The sequence below is a fragment of the Actinocrinis puniceicyclus genome, from assembly GCF_018283645.1.
GTDB lineage: Bacteria > Actinomycetota > Actinomycetes > Streptomycetales > Catenulisporaceae > Actinocrinis > Actinocrinis puniceicyclus.
In genome coordinates, this window is sequence record NZ_JAGSXH010000058.1 from 1 (window position 1) to 20,433 (window position 20,433).

A 20,433-nucleotide genomic window follows, 5' to 3' on the forward strand; every position below is an offset into this window, starting at 1 on the left:
CGACAACCCACGTCCTACCAGGAGCTTTGTTATATCTGACGCACCGTCCACATCGTGATCGAGTCGCAACCAGCGATCGTCAAACCACCCCACACACCATCAGACCACCCTTAACTTTAGGGCAGTGTGGGTAGCGGTCATGTGACCGTCGCCTCATAAGGCGTCGCAAGCATTACCCGGTACGTCAGGCCGGTAATCCGTCGGCCCTCACCACGGGGTCACCGCATAGCAGGGCGTTCAAGGCACGGGTCGGGACCCGTGTCCTCTTCGACGCGCCTTCGTCGCCTCTTCTCCGAACGGGCACTCAAGCGCGCGCACCGACCCTTCCGAACACGAGAGAATTCGCCGCGAGACGCCATGACAGCGTGCAGCCCGATCGGGAAGACCACGCAGGGAAGACTCTTCCGTGAATACACGGCGCTCAGCGGGTTACACGTCCGCCAATTTTGCATGTGGGGAACATGACGAATCAGGCACACCTACCTGCGTCCTGGCCAAGTGTTTCTGTGGTCATTCCGACGTTGAATGAAGCCAAGAACCTGCCGCACGTGTTCGCTCGGCTACCGGGCGGCGTCCACGAAGTGATCGTCGTGGACGGTCACTCGGTCGACGACACCTGCGCGGTCGCTCGCCGGCTCAGGCCGGACACCCGGATCGTCATGCAGAACCGCAGCGGCAAGGGCAACGCGCTGGCCTGTGGCTTCGCGGTCAGCACCGGTCAGATCGTCGTCATGCTCGACGCGGACGGATCAGCCGATCCCGGCGAGATTCCCGGGTTCGTCCAGGCCCTGCTGAACGGCGCCGACTTCGCCAAGGGAAGCAGGTTCGCCCCGGGCGGCGGAAGCTCCGATCTGACCCGGCTGCGCACGATGGGCAACCGGGTGCTCATGGCCGTGGTGAACCGGGCCTACGGCACGGCTTATACGGACCTGTGTTACGGCTTCAACGTCTTCTGGCGGCGGCACCTTCCCGTGCTGAGGCTGGATTCGACGACGCCGCCGCGAGACGGCGCGCAGCGGCTGTGGGGTGACGGATTCGAGATTGAAACATTGATCGCCATACGCGTGACCGTGGCACGCCTCGCGGTGGTCGAGGTGCCCAGTTTCGAACATTCCCGTATCCACGGCGCCAGTAATCTCACCGCGGTCAGCGACGGCCTGCGCGTGCTGCGGACGATTTTCGCCGAACGGCGCGCTCGTAACGCGGCCGTGCGGCCGCCCCATGGATTCCCCGACACGGGCATGGTCGAGGAATTCGCATCATTTCAGGCACCAGGCTCACGGGAGGCGAAGTGAACGGCGTCGCACAGAATCTGCGCGGGGCGGCGCGGTCAACGGTTTACCGCCTGCCCGCCGGCCTGGAAAGACGGCTTCTTTTCAGCTACTACCAGCGCAGGCTCCCGCGCTTCGGCAGGCCGGTGACATTCAGCGACAAGGTCAACTGGCGCATCCTGAACGACCGCAGGCCGCTGCTCGAATGGACCTGCGACAAGCTGGCCATGAAGGAATACGCGCGGAAAGCGGGACCGGATCGGCTGCGCGTGCCGCGGACGATCTGGTCCGGCGCAGACCTCGGCGAACTGACGGCGGTCGAACTGCCCGAGCACTGGGTGCTCAAGCCGAATCACCGGTCCGGGCTGATCTACTTCGGCAGCGGCAAGGCCGATCTGCGGGAGCTGTCGGCCGTGACGGCGACCTGGCTCGACCCGTTCGAGTCGAGCAGGCTGCGCGAATGGGCCTACGCCAAGGCCCGTGCGCTGTTCCTGGTCGAGGAACTGCTCGGGCCGCCGGGATCGCCGCCTCCGGACTACAAGATCTTCGTCTTCGACGGCGAGCCGGACCTCATCGAGATGGTGAACCGGTATGACGGGAACCAGCAGAGGCTGTACCGGACGGACTGGACGCCGCTGGAAGTGCTGTACGGGCCGCAGTCAATCGCTCCCGTGGCACCACGGCCGCCGCAGTTGGAGCGGATGCTCGACATCGCGCGGCGACTGGGCGAGCCCTTCGACTTCATCCGTGTCGACCTTTACGACGTCGCCGGATCGATCGTCTTCGGCGAGCTCACCGCCTATCCCTGCGGGGGTCTTGAGCGCTTCAGACCGGCCTCGTTCGACGTCGAGCTCGGCGAGAAGTGGCGACTACCCGCATTGCGGCCGGCCACGTGAAGCCGGCCGAAGGTAAGGAGCCGGACATGCTCGACCCGGATCGCCGGGCCCTGCAGACCGACCATGACGACCTGCGCCTGCGCGGCGTCCCCGGCATCGACGTCGAACTGCTGGCTTTCTCGCTCATGCACGGCAACGGCAACCTGATCCTCCTGGTGGACGAGACTCTCAGCGGTCTGTCAGCGCACGCGATCGGAAGCGACCTCGGGCGCGAACTGTGCGAGTCGTTCACGGCAGTGCGCGTGGACGGGATCGCTTTCGTCCGGACGGCCGACGGGCCGGTGCGGATGACCTACTTCGACCGGGACGGCACGAACGCCTCGATGTGCGGTAACGCACTGCGCTGCGTGACTCGGTACGGCACCGAACGCGGATACCTGCGCGGCGACGCGGACGTCATCATGACCGACGACGGACCGAAGTGGGTTTCGGCGGCCGAGGGCCGGATCCGCGTCGCGCTCGGGCCCGGGCGGGAGTTCCAGCGTGTCGCCGCCGACCGGTATTTCGTGTTCAGCGGCGTGGCGCACCTGATCGTGCTGCTCGATGATCAGCAGGACCTTGATGCGGTCGACGTGCGGAGCGCGGGCGCCGCGCTGCGCTACGACGAGCAGCTGTGCCGCCGGCTGAATCATCCGGAAGGCCTGCACGTCGACTTCATGCAGCGGTACGAGGACGGCGTGCGCATCCGCACCTACGAGGTCGGGGTGGAGGACGAAACAAGGGCCTGCGGTACCGGTTCCGCGGCGTCCGCCTACGTGGCCAACCGTGTCTGGGGTCTGCCATACCCGGTCCGCGTGGTCGTCAGGGAGGGCGAGATACAGGTCGGGGAGAGCGGGCACGGGCTGCTCATCAGCGGAACCACCGGCCACCTGTTCGGCAACATCCCGCCGATCGACGCACCGATTTCGAGGGCTGCGCAGCCGTCCAGTACAGCGCAGCCGTCGAGTCCCGCGCAGCCGTCGAGTCCCGCGCAGCTTTCCAGTCCAGCGCCGGCAATCGGAGGCTCCGGTGGCTGAGCCCAGGCGGGTATGCGTCGTCGGCCCGGGAACCCGCTTCCTCTCCGGCATCACCTACTACACGTACTCCCTGATCGAGGCGCTCACCGCGGCGGGGCACCAGTGCTCGGCCGTGCTCATCCGCGATCTGGTGCCGGTCCGTCTCTATCCGGGCCGGGCCCGGGTCGGCGGCGCCCTGACCGAGTTGCGCCTGCCACCGCAGGTGCCGCGGTTCGACGGAGTCGACTGGTACTGGGGCCGGTCGCTGGTCCGCGCGGTCGCGTTCCTGCGCAGGCAGCGGCCGCAGGTCCTGGTCCTGCAGTGGTGGACCGGGGCCGTGCTGCACACCTATCTGGTGCTGGCCGTCGTCGCCCGGCTGTGCGGCGCCAGGGTCGTCGTGGAGTTCCACGAAGCCCAGGACGTCGGCGAGGCCCGGCTGCCGTTCGTCTCCCGCTACATGGACCTGCTGGGCCGCGCTCTGCTCAGGCTCTCGGCGGCGCAACTGGTCCACTCGCGGTTCGATCACGACCAGGTCAAGGGTCGCTACGGGGTGGACGAGAGCGCGGTGGTGATTCCGCACGCCGGCTACGACTACCTCCCCTCGCGCCCCCCGCTGCGGGACGCCCCGCAGGGCGTTGTCAACCTGCTGTATTTCGGCGTCATCCGGCCGTTCAAGGGCGTCGAGGACCTCATCGCGGCCGTGGACCTGCTCGGCCCGGACCGCTCCGGGTTCTGGCTCACGCTCGTGGGCGAGACCTGGGAGGGCTGGGATCTGCCGAGCCGTCTGATCGCCGACTCGCCGCACCGGGATCGGATCACGTTCGTCAATCGGTACGTCACCGACGACGAAGCGGCCGGCTACTTCGCCGGCGCCGACGTCGTCGTGCTGCCGTATCACCGCTCCTCCTCCTCCGGGCCACTCCAGATCGCGATGGCCGCTGGGCTCGCGTTGGTAGTGACGAAGGTCGGGGGTCTGGTCGAAGCCACGGCCGGCTATCCCGGCGCGGTGCTGGCCGATCCGCGCGACCCGGCCTCGCTGGCCCAGGGCATCCTCCAGGCGGCCGGGCTCGTCGGACGGCGATTCGAGGGCGTCACCACCTGGGCCGACACCGCCCGCGGCTACACGGAACTGTTCGACACAGTGTTGTCCGACGCAGGGCCGTCCGACACAGGACCGTCCAACGCGGTGCCGTCCAACGCGGTGCCATCCGACGCGGTGCCATCCGACGCGATGTCGCGGTGACGTTCCTGCGCACGCCCTTCGCACGCGACCGGCTCGGTTCCCGGCTTCGCGTCCGCACCGGGGACCCGCTGGTGATGAACTCGTTGTATCTGACCGCGACCACGGTCGTGACCTCGCTGCTCGGATACGTCTTCTGGACGGTGGCCGCGCGGATGTATCCGGCGTCGGCCATCGGCGAGGCCGGCGCGGGCGTCTCGGCCATGGCCTTCGCCTCGCTGCTGGGCGCCCTGGGCGGATCCATGGCCGTGCTGGCCGAGTTGCCCGGCAAGCGCGGGCCGCGCGAGTGGTCGGCCACCATCACCGCCCCGCTCGTGTTCACCTCGGCGACGTCGGCGGCCACCGCGCTGGCCACCGTGGCGGTGCTCTCGCTGATGGGGCATTCGGCGTTCCTGTACCGGGACGGTTGGTGGGTGGCTGCGTTCGTGGTCGGCGTGGTGGCCACGACGGCCTCCCAGGTGCTGGAGAGCGTCTGGGTGGCCGAACGCCAGGGGATCTGGTTTCTCGGCGCGAGCACCGTCTTCGCCGTCGTCAAGCTGGCGATCGTCGCCCTTCCGGTGTTCGCGGTGTTCGGGGCCACCGGCATCCTCTCCGCCTGGTCGGCCGTCCTGGCGGCCACCACCGCGGGCTGCGTGCTGGTGCTGGTGCGCCGGTTCGGATACCGGCCGCGGCTGACGGGCCTGCGCGGGCAGATCTGGTCGATGCGGCAGAGCCTCACCGGAAACTACGTGATCAGCGTGGGCGATCAGGTGACGCTTTACGCGGTCCCGGTGATCGTCGCGCTGAAGGTGTCTCCGCAGGCCGCGGGCTGGTTCTACGTGGCCTGGAAGATCGGCGGCTTCTACGCGGTGTTCGCCTCGGCCGTCGGCACCTCCACCTTCGCCGAGGGCAGCCACCGCCCGCACCGCGTGCTGTCGCTGGCGGCGGCCGGGATGAAGATGATCCTTCCGCTGATCGCCCTCGGCGCCGCCGTGACGATCCTCGGGGGCCGTCTGATCCTGCACGCCTTCGGCGCGCAGTACGCGGCCCACTCATACACGCTTCTCGTTCTGCTGTCGTTGGGAGCCTTTCCCGACGCGGTGGTCACGATCTACCGCGGTGTCCTGCGGGTGCACAAGCGGTATCGGACCGCGGCGGCCATCTGCTGGGCCGTCTCCGTCTCCCGGCTCGCTTTCACCGCGCTGGCCTTGGGCTGGTGGGGCATCACCGGCGCCGGCTGGGCCTGGCTGGCCACGCAGACGGCCGGCGCGCTCTGGTGCGCGCTCGATCTGGCCGTGCACCGCGGCGCGTTCAACGCCGCGGCAGAAGCCTTCGCCGCAGCAGAAGTCATCACCGCGGAAGCGGTCAGTACCGCGGTAAAAGCCGACAAAGTGTTGAAGGAGGATTCATGATGCGGTGCCTGGTGACGGGTGGCTGCGGTTTTGTGGGCTCGGCGCTGGTACGACGGCTGCTGGCCGAGTCCTGCGAGGTCCTCGTCGTGGACGATCTCTCCCGGGGTTCGCGGGAGAACTTCGGAGCGGACCGGGACCTGGTCCGCGTGATCGAGCAGGACGTGACCGACGGCCTGGACCGGGTCTTCTCGTCCTTCCAGCCCCAGGCCGTCTTCCATCTGGCCGCGCTGCACTTCATTCCCGACTGCGACGCCGACCCGGCGCGCTGCCTGCGGGTCAACGTGGACGGCACGCGGTCCGTGCTGCAAGCCGCGGCGGGACTTCGCAGCCCGGCCAGCCTGGTGCTGGCCTCCTCCGCGGCGGTATACGCCCCGGCCGACGGGCCGCATCGAGAGCAGGAGGATTCCCTGGGGCCGGTCGACGTCTACGGGTACTCCAAGCGCTGGACCGAGGAACTGGCGGCGGGTTTCGCGGCCCGCACCGGAACCGGGGTGGGAATCGCACGACTCTTCAACGTCTTCGGCCCGGGCGAGACCAACGCGCACTTCATCCCCAGCCTCATCTGCCAGATGAAGGCGGGGGAATCGGTCCGGCTGGGGAATCTCTCGACCAGGCGGGACTACGTGTTCGTCGACGACGTCGCCGACGCGCTGCTGCGGCTGGCCCGGCACTGCGGCGGCGACTTCGTGCCCGGACAAGCGGTGACGGTCAACGTCGGCAGCGGGCGGGCCTACTCGGGTCATGACGTGGTCGAGGCGCTGACCAGGTCGATGACGGGAACCGAGCCGGCCGCCGTGGCCCCGGTCGTCGACCCGAGCCGGCTTCGCCCGGTGGACCGCCCCACCCTGCTGGCCGACCCGACCCTGGCGCAGAAGCTGCTGGACTGGGCACCTCGCACGTCCCTGGCCGACGGCCTGCGGGCCGCTTGGGACCGCCCGGTCGGCGCCGGGGTGACGCTGACATGAGGATCGCCATGGTTTCGGCGCACTACGCCCCGTTCGCCGGGGGCGTCGAGTCCCACGTCGAGGAGATCGCCAAGCGGCTGGCCGAGCGCGGGGAAGCCGTCGAAGTGCTCACCCACCACGACTCCCCCGGCCTTCCCGACACCGAGACGCGCGAGGGCGTCCTGGTGCGGCGGTACAAGGTGCCGGTGAACAGCCGGCACTTCGGGGTGTCTCCGGCGGTGTGGGCCACGCTGCTTCGGCACCGGGGCCGTTACGACGTGGTGCACGCGCACGGCTACCATTCCGCCGCTCCCCTGGCCGCCGCGATGGCCGGCGCCTCGCCGATGGTGTTCACGCCGCACTACCACGGCACCGGGCACTCACCGCTGCGCAAGGCCATCCACATCCCGTACCGGGCCGCCGGCGCGGCGATAGCGGCCCGTTCGCAACGCATCATCTGCGTCTCCCGCGCCGAGGCCGATCTGTTCCTGACGCACTTCCCCTCGGCCCGGCCGCGCGTCACGGTCATTCCCAACGGCGTCGATCTGGGGCGGATCACCGCGGCCCGGCCGTTCCCCGACGTGGAAGCGGTGGTCATCACCGGCGGACGCCTCGAGTCGTATAAGCAGGTTGACCGCATCGTCGAAGCCATGGCGCTGACGCCGCCCGGGCTGCGCCTGGTGGTCACCGGGGACGGCCCCGAGCGCGGCCGCCTCGAAGCACTCGCCGATGAGCGCGCGGTGCGGGACAGGGTCAGCTTCATCGGCCGGGTGCAGACCGATCCGCTGTACCGCTGGTACGCCAGCGCCGAGGTGTTCTGCTCCATGTCGTCGAACGAGGCGATGCCGGTCACCATCCTGGAACTGTTGGCCGCGGGCGCCCGCGTGGTCGCCTCGGACATCCCGGCGCACCGCGACATCCGCGAGCGCACCGCGGGAGCGATCACCCTGGTGCCCCTCGATGCCGACCCGGGCGTCCTGGCCCGCGCCCTGGAGCGGGCCGTCAAGGCGGCGCCCGCGCCGGCGCAGCGGATCCCGACCTGGGACGAGGTGACGACGCAGACCCTTGATGTCTACCGCGACGTGACGAGCGCGGTGGCGGTGGCATGAACGAAGGCGGCGTGAACGAAGGCGGCGTGAACGAAGGCGGCATGAACGACCGACCGGTGCGGGTTCTGTACTGGTTCACCCAGCCCACTCCGTACGCGGTGGCGCGCTTCAACGCGGCCGCCCAGCGGCCGGAGCTCGACTTCCATGCCGTCTTCTCGCAGGTGCGCGAGCCGGACCGGTCGTGGGACGTGGACGAGTCGGCCTGGAAGTTCCCCGCGGGCTACCTGGGCCGGATCAAGGTGCCGGTGAAGGAACTGCGCCGGCTGCGCCCGGACGTGTTCATCCTGGAGTACGACCGCTGGAACCTGGCCCTGGGCGCGGTGATCGGCTTCGCCGCCGCTCGGCGGGTGGCGTTCCGGGTGCTGCCCAACTTCGATGCCTGGTCGCGCCGCACCTGGTGGCGGGAGCTGGGCAAGAGGGTGCTGTTCAAGGCGGTTGACGCGGCGAAGGTGCCAGGGCCGCACGGAGCCGCACTGGCGACCCGCTACGGCTTGCCGCGGGAGCGCGTCACCGTGGTCACGCAATCGATCGACGTGACCCACTACGGCCGAGGTCGCGACATGCGGGCGGCCGAACGGCAGCGGCGGCGCGAAGCGCTGGGGCTGTCCGGATGCGTCTTCCTGTACGTCGGTCGAGTCTGGGCGGGCAAGGGACTGGACGAGTTGTTCGCCGCCTACCGGCAGGTCCGTGCGGTCCGCGACGACATCAACCTGCTGATAGTCGGCGACGGCGTCGACTACGAACGCTACTTCGGCCGGGAGGCGGCCACGGCCGGCGTCGGGTTCGCGGGGTTCGTACAGCCGGCCGATCTCCCGCAGTGGTACGCCCTCTGCGACGTCCTGGTCTTCCCCACCCACGGCGATCCGAACGGGCTGGTGGTGGAGGAGGCACTGGCCGCCGGCCTGCCCGTGATCGTCTCCGACGCCGCGGGCGACATCAGGGCCCGCGTTCCCGAGTGCGTCGGCCGCGTCTTCCCGGTAGGGGACGCCGGCGCCCTGGCCCGAGCCATGCGGGACCTGGCCGAGCCGTCGCTGCGGGCGCCCATGGCCCGCCGCGCGCCGGCCTGGGTCGCATGGAAGGACGACGAGCGCTACGCCGAGGATCTCGCGCGGTTCGCCCGCAGTGTCACGGCAAGCCCGCGCAGGCGGACCGTCCACCGCGCCGCCTGCGCGGCCGTCGGCCGCCTGCTGGCCCGGTGAGAGAAGGGCGAGAGCGCGAATGATGGTGCCCAGGACCATGACGGCGGTGCCTGTGACCATGGCGGAAGGGGCCTACCCTCGCCTGGTGCCTGATGCGATACGCGGACGCAGGGCCGCCCGCGCGGCCGGGCTGGCGGTCGGGTCGGCCCTCGCGGCCGACGGAGCCGGAGTCCTTCTGCTGGCGGCCGCCGACGCGCGATCCCGGTCCGGGGCGTCGGGCGGTTACCCGCTGTTCTGGGCCGGGCTGGCCCTCATCTTCGCGCCGAGCGCGGGGGTTCTGCTGCTGTCTCGGCGCGGCCGAGCGGCCCGGCTCGCCGTGGCCCTGGGTTTCGGGCTCGCGCTGTACCTGGCGAAGGTCGTCTACGAGCCGACGGCGTTCACCTTCCACGACGAGTTCGCCCACTACCGCAACGCCGCCAACCTGCTGTCATCCGGCCGGCTCTTCGGCTACAACCCGCTGATCCGCGCCACCGGCTACTACCCGGGCCTGGCCGTGGCCACCGACGCGCTCGCGCGCCTGACCGGGCTTTCGGTCTACACCAGTGGCCTGATCCTGATCGGCTGCGCGCGGCTGACGCTGGTCGGGGCGCTGTACCTGCTCGTCGACGAACTCCTCGGATCCGCGCGGGCCGCCGGCGTGGCCGTCCTGGTGTACGCGGCAGGTCCCAACTTCCTCTACTGGGACGCCCAGTACGGTTACGAATCGCTGGCGCTGCCCCTGGCCGTCCTCGCGCTCTTCTTCCTGGCGCGCCGCGGCGGGCGGGCGCCGGGCGCCCCGGCGCTCCTGTGCGCTCTGGCGGCCGGGCTCGCCGTGGTGGCCACCCATCACATAACGGCCTGGGTGCTGGCCGTACTGCTTGCGGCGTGGGCGGCGGCGGTCCGGTCGCGTCGCCGTCAGAGTTCTGACGTTGCATCGACGGAGCCGGACGCGGCGCCGGGAACCGCCGCGGCGGCACAGTACGCGCCGACGCTCCCGGCCACGGTCACCACCGGCACGGCGGTGGCGTGGCTGCTCGCCGTGGCACCGATCACCCTCGGATACATCGGCCCGGTGGTGGCGCGCGCCGCCGTGCAGGGTTTCCAGCTCATCGTCGAACTGCACACCTCGCGCACGCTGTTCGCGAACACGGGCCAGGCCGCCACCGCGCCGGCGTGGGAGCGGGTGGCCGCCGTCGCCGGAACCCTGGTCATCCTCGCGGCCCTTCCGGTCACCCTCTATCGCGGCAGGCGAACCGGCCTTCCCGTGATCGTCAAGCTACTGACGTGGTCCTCGCTGGCGTGGGTGGCCCTGCTTCCGCTGCGGTTCACCGCCGGCGGACAGGAGACGGCGAATCGATCCTCCGAGTTTCTCTACGTGGGTATCGCCGTGTGTTTCGCGCTCCTGCTGGAGCCCCTCCTCGCCTCGTCCCGATGGCGGCGCGTGTCAGCCCTCGGTATCGTCGCCGTGCTGTTCGTGGGCGGCGTTTCGGTCTCCTGGAACTACTCGCAGCGGCTGGCATCGGACTACCGGCTGACGAACGGATCGGCGCTCGTGACTCCGGACGATCGGGCGCTGGCCCAATGGATGCTCGCCACGCTCGGTCCGGGGCACCGCGTCGCGACGGACGACCAGACCGGACTGGCCCTCGGTTCGCTGGGACGCCAGGACGTGCTCGCCTCGGCCGAGGACGGCTCGCGCACGTGGCTGATCTTCTATCCGCCGAGCGTCACCGGTGACGTCCTGGCCGAGATACGCAGATCGGCAGTCGAGTACGTGGTCGTACAGCGAGACGTGCTCGACCTGCCGACCGGTGTCACCCGCTTCGACGACTCCGAACCGGCGCAGTACTACGACTCCCCGCTGCCCGCCGCCTCGCTCTCCAAATTCGATTCGAGCCCCCTGTTCCGAGAGATCTACGCGGCCGGGTCTGTGCGCCTGTACCAGGTCGTCGCATCGGCGCGCGGGCGCTGACGACGAGAACACCGACGGCGCGGGTCCTGGCTATGAGAACGTTGACGATGAGAGCGCTGATAATGAGAGCACTGACAACAAGTAACCTGACGACGAGAACACCGACGACGAGCCGACGCGGGCTGCGGGCGGCCTGTTCGACGCTCGCCGTCGCCGCGTTCGTCGTCGTCTGCGCGTCGTCGGCCGGGCCGGTCAGGCAGATCGCGGGCCTGGGCCTGGCCGGCGCCCTCCTCTGCGCCGCGTGGCTCGTCCACCGGGCGCGATTCGAAGCGATCGTGCCGGCCGCCGGTCTGACTCTGGTCTTCCTGGTCCTGGCCGGGCTCGCGCTCGCCGCCGTTCACGCCCTGAGCACCGTCCCCTTCGCGCTGACGTTGACGCTCGTCACCCTCGCCGCCCTCTGGGCCGGCGCCCTGCGTGCCCCCGCCGGGTCCGCCGGGTCCGCGGAGCGAAGCGCACGGCTCAACGCGCCGCCCCCGCTCGCCGCCGCCGGCGTCCTGGCCTTCGCGGCCGCCGCGGTCCTGGCCGTTCACCACGGCGCGTCCGCGGCCACGGCCGACGCTGACGCAGCGTCATCCGTCGCGATCTGGGCCTACCCCTCGGGGGGGCAACTCCAGGTCGGCGCGCGGCAGCCCGCCGGGCGCGGCGGCACGTCGCTGCGGATCGTCGTGACCCAGGCAGGCGTCACCGTCGCGACGTGGAACGACATTCGCCTCGCCCCGGGCGGGACCTGGCAGGCACCCGCGTTCACCGTCACCGGCGACGGCCCCGTCAGGGTGGTCGCGCTTCACGGCGGGACCGTCGTGGCGAGCCTGTCGAATCGGTGACGGCAACCCGGGAAACGAGGCCGATGAGACGCCGCGGCCTGCGGTTACGCATCGGGCTGACGGCGGCTGTGATCACCGTGATCGCCGCACTCATGTCCGCGGCGGCGCCGTCCGGCCCGTCACCCGCGGCAGGCTGCGGGAATGCCGGCAGCCGGTCATCCGCGCTGAGCCGATACCTGCGCACCCTGCGGCTCATGAACTACTTCCCGTCCGACGCGGGATGGCAGTACATGTGGACCCGGTGGGAGCCCGACCGGATCGACCACGATTTCGCGGTCATGGCGACCATGGGCGTCAATACGGTCCGGATCACGGTGTTCCCGGACGTGATGGGCTTCCCGACGCCGAGTGCGGCCATGCGATCCCGCCTCGCGCAGATCCTCGGCATGGCCGGCGCCCACGGGCTCAAGGTGCAGCTGTCCCTCTTCGATCAGTTCACCGACTTCGCGGATATCCCGGACAGCCTGACCTGGGCACACGATCTGCTCGAACCCCTGGCCGGAAGCTCGCGGCAGATCGGGTTCATCGACCTGCGCAACGAAATCGACGCGCCGGCCACGATGGATGATCCTGCCGTTCACCGGCCTCAGGTCTACCGGTGGCTGGACGCGCTGCTTCCCGCAGTGCGACACGACGCGCACGGCGTCCCGGTCGCCCTGTCCGTGACCGAGCCGGCCCACATCAGTGCCCTGCGGGTCGCCCTGCGGGTCGAGCCGGACTTCTGGGACCTGCACTACTACTCGTCCGACGCTCTCGCCTACGCGACCATGGACGAAGCGATCCAGGCCGCGGCGCCCCGGCCGGTCTTCGTAGGGGAGACGGGCTTCGCGACGGCGGCGGACGGTTCCCCGCCGGGCCTGCCCGCCGCGGCGCCTTCGCTGGAGGCATACCAGGCGCACTACTACCAGGTGATCGAGCAGGCCGCGCTCTCGCTTTGTCTCGGCCCGGCCGCCCCCTGGGCCCTGTACGACTTCACCCGGGCCGCCATTCCGAGCCGGCAGCAGCCGGACCAGTACGCCTTCGGGCTGCTCGACACCGACGGCAAACCCAAGCCCGCGGCCGCCGTCATCCGCCGGATCTTCCACGGCGCGAGCATCGGCGATGACTTCAACGGCGACTTCTCACAGGCGGTGACGACGCCCCGGGGCGAACTGCCGGCCGTCTGGCGCCTGTGGGAGCCCGACCAGGCTCGGTTCGCGCTGGACCCGGCCCGCGGTCACGAAACGCCGGGCTCGGCCCGCATCTCGGACAGCGGCGGCTCCGCTGAGGGCATGCCGGCGTTCTATACCGTCCCGGTTCAACCGCAGACAGTGCCGGGATACCGCTACCGCGTGACGGCGTGGGTCCGCGGGCAGGCGGCGACCGGGACCACCGTGGTCAACGTCAGCTGGTTCGACAGCCGCGGCGTCTTCATCAGCGGCTGCGACTCGGCCGCCCTCGACCCGGGCGACACGGACTGGACCGAACTGGAAGCCACCGGGACGGCGCCGCCCGCGGCCGCCTTCGCGGAAATCTGGCTCAAGAGCGCGCACAACTCCGGCGCCGTGTGGTTCGACGACGTGACCTGGACGCGGTGGGCGGCATAGGAGCGTACGCGCAGAGGGTTGGCGCGCCCTTCCCGCCCGAGCCGGGCACCGCGCCGACGGGGTGCGCGCGCTTCGGTACCATCTGTGCGAATGAGGTCCTTAACAGCGCGCGCTCTGAATCTCGCGGAGCACGGGGCCGTGGTGGGGGTGCGTCGTGAACATCATCCGGCGACTGCTGCTGTGCCGATGTGGGCACGGGCGAAACGCCCATCAGCACTACCGCAAAGGCAGTGACTGCGCGCTCTGCGACTGCCGCCGCTGGGCCCCGGCCCGGCTGCCGCGCAGCGACGGAAGAGGGCGGGCGACGCGGTAGGGCGCACTTGCGCACGCCCTACCGCCGTCCGCCCGCGACAACCGGTCGCAGTCACCGCTTGCGGCGCGCCCGCCACAGACTCCACGGCAGCACCAACACCACGGCCGCGGGCAGGACCCACCAGGCCGGAACCTGGCTCCTGCTCACGCCGAAGGTGATCGCCAACGCGGCGATGACGCACACCGCCACCCGCCAGTCGTCGCCGACGATGAAGTCGTACCAGAAGGCGCCGAAGGCCCTGAGCCGTGCGATCATGACCGCTCCATTTCCAAAGCCGCGACCCGCGGGGCGGTTTCACGCGACGGGGCCGAGCGGCGCAGCAGCGCGACCAGCCCGAGCGCGAAGAGCGCGGTGAGCGGCGCGATCACCAGCAGCGCCGCGTCACTGCCCGGCCAGCGCGCGTGCGCGCCCTCGGCGCCCCAGAACATCCCGAAGCTGGTGAGCATCACGCCGACCACGAACTTCAGCGTGTTCTCCGGCACCCGCGACAACGGCGCCTTGGCCGCCAGCCCGGCCAGAGTCACCGCCACGATCGCGCACAGCGCCGCGATCGCCGCCAGCGGCACGTCATGCTGATTACCGCCGAACGTGATCGCGATGAACGCCACCTCAAGCCCTTCGAGCAGCACGCCCTTGAACGAAAGGGTGTAGGCGTACCAGTCGGTGACCACCCAGCGCCGCTCGGCCTGCGCGTCACGCGCCGCGGCCAGCTCCCGGCTGAAGATCGCGTCCTCGTCGTGCAGATCCTTGTGCCCGCTCGCGCGCAGCACCGCCTTGCGCAGCCACTGCAACCCGAAGATCAACAGCAGCGCGCCCACCAGCAGCCGCAGCGCACCGAGCGGGATCGCGGTCAGCGCCGGACCGAGCACCGCGACCACCGCCGCCAGCACGATCAGCGCGCTGATCACACCCTGGCCGGCCGAACGCCAGCCGCGCGCGGTGCCCGCGGCCAGCACGATCGTCAGCGCCTCGACCGCCTCCACCGCGCACGCCAGGAACACGGCTGCGAACAACGCACCCCCGGTACCCGTCATCGCCTGTCTCCTTCCACGGCCGCACCGACCGCAAGATTCTTCACCTGGGAACCCTAACAGTCGTTAGCATCCATGTATAACTCTCCAAGCGGCGATTTTCCGTCCGGCTCGTCCTCGAGCGGGTAGGCGAAGCAGCCGTCGGGGTCGAGGGTGACACACACCTGTTCGCCGCGTCGGCGGGCGCGAGTATCGAACACCGCTGTCAGTGTGCTCTCCGCGCAGGCCACGACGTGCTCGTAGCCGCGTCCCCGGTACGCGATGTCGATGACGGTGCCGGCCAACATGCCGTCGGGCGGCGCATCCACGGCGTCGAGGATGCGGGTGGCCGCGGGTCGCACCATGAGCCGGGCGCGCTGCCCTTCGGTGAGCCGGAGCGGGGTGCGCGCGCGCAGGCGGTGCCCGGCGACGAGCACGACGGCGTGTTCCGGGTCGGCAACGGCGGCCACCCCGGTCAGTTCGCCGGCCAGGCCGGTGAAGCGCGCGACGAAGGGGGTGGCGGGCCGGTGGTAGATCGTCTCGGGCTCGGCGAGTTGGACCAGCCGTCCGGAGTCGAGGACGCCGATCCGATCGGCCAGCGCGAACGCCTCGGACTGGTCGTGGGTGATGTAGACGGCCGTGGTGCCCGCCTGCCGCGTCAGCGTCGAGATCGCGACCCGGAGCCGCTCGCGCAGGTCGGTGTCGAGGTTGGACAACGGCTCGTCGAACAGCAGCAGGCCGGGGCTGGCGACCAGCGCGCGGGCCAGGGCCACCCGCTGCTGCTGGCCGCCGGACAGCTCGTGCGGGTAGCGCTCGCCGAGGCCGGCCAGGCCGACACGCTCAAGGGCCTCGCCGGTGCGGCGGGCCGCGTCGGGGGCGGGCAGCTTGCGGCGGCGCAGCGCGTAGGCGACGTTGCCGCGCGCGGTCAGGTGCGGCCACAGCGCATAGTCCTGGAAGACCATCGCCAGGTCGCGCCGCTCGGGCGGGAGGTGTTGTCTGCGGGTGCTGACGATGTACTCGCCGAGCTTGATCTCGCCGTCGTCGAGCCGTTCGATACCGGCCAGGGCGCGGGCCAGGGTGGATTTGCCGGAACCGGAGGGGCCGAGCAGCACGAGGAACTGCCCGGCGGGCACGTCCAGGTCGATGCCGGCCAGGGCGCGGGTGGCGCCGTAGTGTTTGACCGCGCCGCGCACGCGCACGCTGTGCCCGGTGGCGGCTGCGGACGGCGATGTCTCCGGCGCGGTGGACGGTTCGGTGGACGGTTCGGTGGACGGCGCGGGATTGATGCTCGCCGCGGACGTCGCGGGTGTGGTGGTCATGCGTTCCTCCCCAGGTGGCGCCAGCCGGCGGGGGCGGCGAGCCGGAATACGCCCCAGACGAGGGCGATCACGAGCAGCGCGGCGAGGATCGCGATGACCTGCATCGCGGTGCCGCCGCCGTAGTCGTAGTTGGCCAGCGCCTTCTCGATGCCGACGGAGACCGGCGGATGGTCGGGCGGGTAGAGCAGCTGGGAGACCGGCAGTTCCAGCACGGTCGCGCCGAAGGTGAGCGACCAGGCCGACAGCAGCGGGCGGGCGAGCAGCGGCAGGGTGAGGCGCAGCCAGGAGCCGAGCGGCCCGTGGCCGTGCACCCGGCCGGCCTCGCGCATCGACTCCTGCAACTGTCCGGCCGCGCCGAAGAGCACGCGGGCGGCGGGCGGCAGCGCGGTGGCGACGTAGCCGAGCACGAGCAGCGTCGTGGTCTGATACAGGTGGATGCCCAGGTCGTTGGTCAGCGGCAGGTTGTAGGCGAAGATGTATCCGGCCGCGAACACGATGCCCGGCAGCGCCACGGCGGCGAGCAGCAGCAGGTCCAGCAGCCGCGCGGAACGACGGGAGCGGCGGCCGGTGAGCGTGCGGGCCACGACCAGGCCGAGCAGCACGGTGACGGTCGCGGTGACCGCGGCCAGCTGCGTCGAGAACAGCAGCGGCTGGCGCAGCGCCGCACTGGAGAGCACGCGGCCGTAGTTGGACAGGGTGAAGCCGTGGCTGCCCAGCAGCGACCCGAGGCCGTCGATCAACGATGCGCTGACGGCGCCGAACGCGGGCACCCCCAAGCAGGCCCCGACCAGCAGCGTCATGCCGGCGACCGCGGCCGCGGCGGCCTGCTTCGGCAGGGCGCGGCGGCGGGCCGGGCGGGTGCGGCCGCCCAGCACGCGGTAGCTGCGGCCGCGCAGCGCGGCGGACTGGGCCAGCAGCGCCAGGCCGGCCATGCCCAGCAGGACCCAGCCGACCGCGGCGGCCACCGGGAACTGCACCGGGAAGTTGTCCACCGCGTTGTAGAGCGCGAAGGTCGCCACGGGGAAATGCGCGTCGTTGGCGAGCGTGGCCGCCACGCCGAAGTCGCTGACCGATTCGGCGAACACGATCGCGAGCGCGGACCACAGGGCGGGGGCCAGCAGCCCGGCCACGGTGCGCGCGGCGGCCGCCCGCCCGCCGCCGTGCACGCGCACCGCGGCCTCGAACTCCTCCCCCAGGCCGCGCAGTCCGGCGCCGATCGCCAGGTAGGCGAACGGAATGCCCTTGACCGTCAGGACCATGATGACTCCGGCGGGACCGTAGAGCAGGGTCCGGGCGAAGCCGTCCGGCACGCCGAGCAGATCGAGTACGCCCTGGGGTTCGAGCAGCCGTTCCCAGCCCAGCGCGATCAGATAGGAGGGCACGAGCAGCAGCGCGAACATCGACGCGCTCCACACTCTGCGCCCGGGCACGGCGGTGCGCTGCACGGTCCACGCCACCGCGCCGCCGAGCACGGCGGCCAGCAGCGCGCTGGCGACGCCGACCAGCAGCGAGTCGCCGATGCCGCGCAGCAGCGGACCGGAGAGAGCGCCGCGGAACCCGTCGAGGGTGAGCCATGCGCCGCCCTGGCCGAAGAGCCTCGGGCTGACGGCGACGAGCAGGAAAAGCGCGATCGGCAACAGCAGGATCGCCACGACCAGGGCCCAGAAGACGGCCATGGGCGCGGCGCGCAGCCGGCCGCCCGCCGAGCGCCGTCCGGTGAGCCCGCCGCGCGGTGCGGGCACGACGGTCGGCGCCGGCGCGCTCGGCTCAAGGCTCTGCGCGGTCATGCTTTCCGCTCCTCCCGGTGACGTCCGTGGGGGCCGCCCTATGCGCGGGCGGCCCCCACGTCCTGGCTACTTGATGTCGGTGTCGAAGAAGGTGTTGATCTGGTTCTCCAGCGGGCCCCAGAAGTAGGGGTCGAGGCGCTGGTACTGGGCGGGCAGCGGCGGCATGCCGGCCCGCGGCGAGACGCCGGGGACGACGGGCCAGTACAGCGAGTCGCCGCTCGGGTCGCCGCTCTGCATCGCCGCCTGCCCGGCCGGGGAGAGCACGTACTGCACGAACTTCTCGGCTTCGGCCTGCAGGTTCGCCGGGGCGCCCTTGTCGATGCCGATGACGCCGGGCAGCAGGGTGGACTGCGGCAGGTACACGATCTTCGGGTCGAAGTTCGCGTTCTTCGGGGCCTTGGCCACCTCGCCGAGCGCCGCCGAGCTCTGGATGATCCCGTAGTCGATCTGGCCGGTCTCCAGGGCGTGCAGGGTGTCACCGTTGGTCGGGAACACGTGCAGCCCGTTGCCCTTGAGCCGGGTCAGGAAGCTCTCCCCCGCCTTCACTCCGCCGTTTTGGCCGCCGAGCTGGTTCATCAGGCCGGCGATCAGCGGGTAGGTCGGGCCCGACTGCGACGGGTCGTTCATGCCGACCTTGCCCTTGTACGCGGCGCCGGCCAGGTCCTGCCAGGTGGTGGGCGCGGCGCCGGCGGCCTTGGCGGCGTTGTAGATGAGGGCCGGGACGACGGTGGTGCTGACCGGGATGTAGGCGTGGTCGGCGGGCACCAGCGCCTGGCCGGCCGGGGTCAGGGTGACCGGCGGGGTGTAGTCCAGCAGTTGTCCCTGCTTGTCCAGGGCCGCGAACGCCGTGTCGCCGTCGACCCACAGCACGTCCCACTGCGGGTTGTTACGCTCGGCCGAGACCTTGGTCAGCAGGGGGCCGGTGCTGTCGTCGTCGAGCTTGACCGGGATTCCGGTGGCCGCGGTGAACGCCTTGGTCACCGGGGCGTCATAGCCCTGGGCCGAGTAGACGACCAGCGGTGCGACCGCGGCCGGCGCGGAAGCCGTACCGGAAGAACCCGCCGCGCCCGCGGTGGTGGTGCCACCCGCTGAGTTACCGCAGGCGGTGGCGGCCACGGCCAGCAGCAGGACTGCGGCGCCGACTCCGGCGTCCCGCCGTTTCCAGGAGATCATTGATCTTCTCACCTCGACACGCTCGGATATGTAACCGTCGTTAGGAATCGTGCGTGACGATCAAGACGAGGTGGCGAGGGTCAAGTGACCGGTACATGAACTGCTGGCCACCGCTTGGCGAGCGGGCGAGAATGACCCGGTTTCGGCCGGTGCACTCGCCCGATCGGGCGCCGAGACCGGTAAGCGAGCCGATGCGTGCGGTGATGCCCGGGGCACGGGACCTTCACCGACGTCAGTCCGAAGGACGCGCCGGTCAATCCGGATGACGCCCCGACCGCGCCGGTACCGCCGATGGCGGGTACCTGCGCGGTCGGGGCGAGTCGTGCTTCTGCCGGCCACCGTCTTCGAGGAGGGCGGAGACCCGCGCGCTCCTACTTCAGGTGCCGGGCGAAGAACCGGTTCGCGTCGTCCTCCTCGAACCGCGGGACGCCGGCGTGGCCGCCGAGGTTGGCGTGCAGTGTCTTCTCCTTGGAGCCGAAGGCGTCGAACAGGTCCAGGGCCTGTTGCCGGTTGTTTCCTTCGTCGTCCCACTGCAGCAGGACCTGAAGCGGGATGGCGACCTGCCGGGCCTCCTCGAACACGGCGCGGGGCACGAAAGTGCCGGCGAACATAACGGCGGCCGCGATGCGCGGCTCGAGCACCGCCAGCCGGATGCCGATCGCGATCACCCCTCCCGCGTACCCGACCGGGCCGCCGATCCCGGGCAGCGAAAGCAGGGCGTCCAGGGTGGCCCGCCATTCCGGTACCGCCCTTTCGACCAGCGGCAGGACGAGCCGGTCGACGATCTCTTCGACCGGCTCGCCGGTCTCCAGCGCCCGCCGCAGGTCGGCGCGGGCCTGCTCGGCGGCGGCGGAACGAGGCCGGTCGCCGCTGCCGGGCAGCTCGATGGTCGCCGCGGCGAAGCCCTCCGCCGCGCGGTACCGGGCCCGGGCCGCCAGGCGGGGATACATCTCGCGCAGTCCGCCGGGGTGGCCGAGCAGGATCAGCCGGGCCGGAGCGGACGTGGATGCGGATCCGGATGTGGATCCGGACGTGGATGCGGATCCGGGCGTCCACAGGATGCCGGGGATCTCGCCGAGGGTGAATTCGCGTTCGAGGACGCCGTCGTCGAGGCGCTGCTCGGAGGTGAATCGCATGGTCGTGCCTTTCGGGAGTGCTCGCGAACGGCGCTCCCGGACGACCTATCGTCCGACCGTGACCCCGGAGGGGAGCACCCATGTCGATACGTTCACGGGTACCACCTCCTCGGTCTCTGGCACGGCTTCCGGAAAGCTAGCAGCGCGCGTCGCGGTCCGCCAACAGGTTTTCGCGCAGACCCCGGGGCTCGCCGCGAGGGCGGTCCAGCGCGCTCCCACAGGCGTCCCGCGCCGCGGATCGCGCCACAGCTGTCCCGATCGCCCAAGCGAACCCTCCCGCGGATTTCCA

17 protein-coding genes are annotated in these 20,433 nt (G+C 70.8%); 11 read left to right on the forward strand and 6 right to left on the reverse strand.

The genetic code is table 11. The annotated features are described in order from the left end of the window. Positions 1-461: 461 nt before the first annotated feature. From KGA66_RS16760 to KGA66_RS16810, 11 genes are all read left to right on the forward strand, one after another. Positions 462-1,295 (forward strand): glycosyltransferase family 2 protein, encoded by an 834-nt coding sequence (locus KGA66_RS16760; protein ID WP_281416657.1) that lies wholly within the window; start codon positions 462-464, stop codon positions 1,293-1,295. Next, complete coding sequence (locus tag KGA66_RS16765) at positions 1,292-2,167, forward strand: ATP-grasp fold amidoligase family protein (protein WP_211469073.1); 876 nt, start codon at positions 1,292-1,294, stop codon at positions 2,165-2,167. The genes KGA66_RS16760 and KGA66_RS16765 overlap by 4 nt, the downstream gene beginning before the upstream one ends. Positions 2,168-2,193: 26 nt before the next feature. Continuing rightward, a complete protein-coding gene (gene dapF / locus KGA66_RS16770) occupies positions 2,194-3,183 on the forward strand; it encodes a diaminopimelate epimerase (protein WP_211469074.1) in 990 nt (329 codons plus the stop codon). After that, complete coding sequence (locus tag KGA66_RS16775; RefSeq protein WP_211469075.1) at positions 3,176-4,405, forward strand: glycosyltransferase; 1,230 nt, start codon at positions 3,176-3,178, stop codon at positions 4,403-4,405. Before dapF ends, KGA66_RS16775 begins: the two co-directional genes overlap by 8 nt. Further along, positions 4,402-5,793 carry a lipopolysaccharide biosynthesis protein gene (locus tag KGA66_RS16780; protein WP_211469076.1) on the forward strand — a complete coding sequence of 464 codons (1,392 nt, stop codon included), beginning with the start codon at positions 4,402-4,404 and terminating at the stop codon, positions 5,791-5,793. The genes KGA66_RS16775 and KGA66_RS16780 overlap by 4 nt, the downstream gene beginning before the upstream one ends. After that, the gene (locus KGA66_RS16785; RefSeq protein ID WP_211469077.1) at positions 5,790-6,758 is read left to right on the forward strand and encodes an NAD-dependent epimerase/dehydratase family protein; all 969 of its coding nucleotides are present in this window, start codon (positions 5,790-5,792) and stop codon (positions 6,756-6,758) included. The genes KGA66_RS16780 and KGA66_RS16785 overlap by 4 nt, the downstream gene beginning before the upstream one ends. Further along, positions 6,755-7,846 (forward strand): glycosyltransferase family 4 protein, encoded by a 1,092-nt coding sequence (locus tag KGA66_RS16790; protein ID WP_211469078.1) that lies wholly within the window; start codon positions 6,755-6,757, stop codon positions 7,844-7,846. Before KGA66_RS16785 ends, KGA66_RS16790 begins: the two co-directional genes overlap by 4 nt. 41 nt (positions 7,847-7,887) lie before the next feature. Beyond that, positions 7,888-9,045, forward strand: a complete 1,158-nt coding sequence (locus tag KGA66_RS16795) for a glycosyltransferase family 4 protein (RefSeq protein ID WP_211469079.1) — start codon at positions 7,888-7,890, stop codon at positions 9,043-9,045. 85 nt (positions 9,046-9,130) lie between these two features. Further along, positions 9,131-10,996 (forward strand): hypothetical protein, encoded by a 1,866-nt coding sequence (locus KGA66_RS16800; RefSeq protein ID WP_211469080.1) that lies wholly within the window; start codon positions 9,131-9,133, stop codon positions 10,994-10,996. A 62-nt stretch (positions 10,997-11,058) separates the two neighbouring features. After that, positions 11,059-11,820: a hypothetical protein gene (locus tag KGA66_RS16805; protein WP_211469081.1), complete on the forward strand. Its 762-nt coding sequence runs from the start codon at positions 11,059-11,061 to the stop codon at positions 11,818-11,820. Between the two features lie 23 nt (positions 11,821-11,843). Further along, on the forward strand, positions 11,844-13,406 hold the full coding sequence (locus tag KGA66_RS16810) for a glycoside hydrolase 5 family protein (protein WP_211469082.1): 1,563 nt from the start codon (positions 11,844-11,846) through the stop codon (positions 13,404-13,406). Positions 13,407-13,770: 364 nt separating this feature from the next. Here KGA66_RS16810 and KGA66_RS16815 read toward each other — a convergent pair whose 3' ends face one another. From KGA66_RS16815 to KGA66_RS16840, 6 genes are all read right to left on the reverse strand, one after another. Continuing rightward, positions 13,771-13,974: a hypothetical protein gene (locus KGA66_RS16815; protein WP_211469083.1), complete on the reverse strand. Its 204-nt coding sequence runs from the start codon at positions 13,972-13,974 to the stop codon at positions 13,771-13,773. After that, a complete protein-coding gene (locus KGA66_RS16820; RefSeq protein WP_211469084.1) occupies positions 13,971-14,753 on the reverse strand; it encodes a COG4280 domain-containing protein in 783 nt (260 codons plus the stop codon). Before KGA66_RS16820 ends, KGA66_RS16815 begins: the two co-directional genes overlap by 4 nt. A gap of 53 nt (positions 14,754-14,806) precedes the next feature. Then, positions 14,807-16,048 (reverse strand): ABC transporter ATP-binding protein, encoded by a 1,242-nt coding sequence (locus KGA66_RS16825; protein ID WP_211469085.1) that lies wholly within the window; start codon positions 16,046-16,048, stop codon positions 14,807-14,809. Further along, positions 16,045-17,835, reverse strand: coding sequence for an ABC transporter permease (locus tag KGA66_RS16830; RefSeq protein ID WP_211469086.1), 1,791 nt, complete (start codon positions 17,833-17,835; stop codon positions 16,045-16,047). The genes KGA66_RS16825 and KGA66_RS16830 overlap by 4 nt, the downstream gene beginning before the upstream one ends. Before the next feature lie 66 nt (positions 17,836-17,901). Further along, positions 17,902-19,008, reverse strand: a complete 1,107-nt coding sequence (locus KGA66_RS16835) for an ABC transporter substrate-binding protein (protein WP_211469087.1) — start codon at positions 19,006-19,008, stop codon at positions 17,902-17,904. A gap of 371 nt (positions 19,009-19,379) precedes the next feature. Next, positions 19,380-20,144, reverse strand: a complete 765-nt coding sequence (locus tag KGA66_RS16840) for a dienelactone hydrolase family protein (RefSeq protein WP_211469088.1) — start codon at positions 20,142-20,144, stop codon at positions 19,380-19,382. Positions 20,145-20,433: the final 289 nt, after the last annotated feature.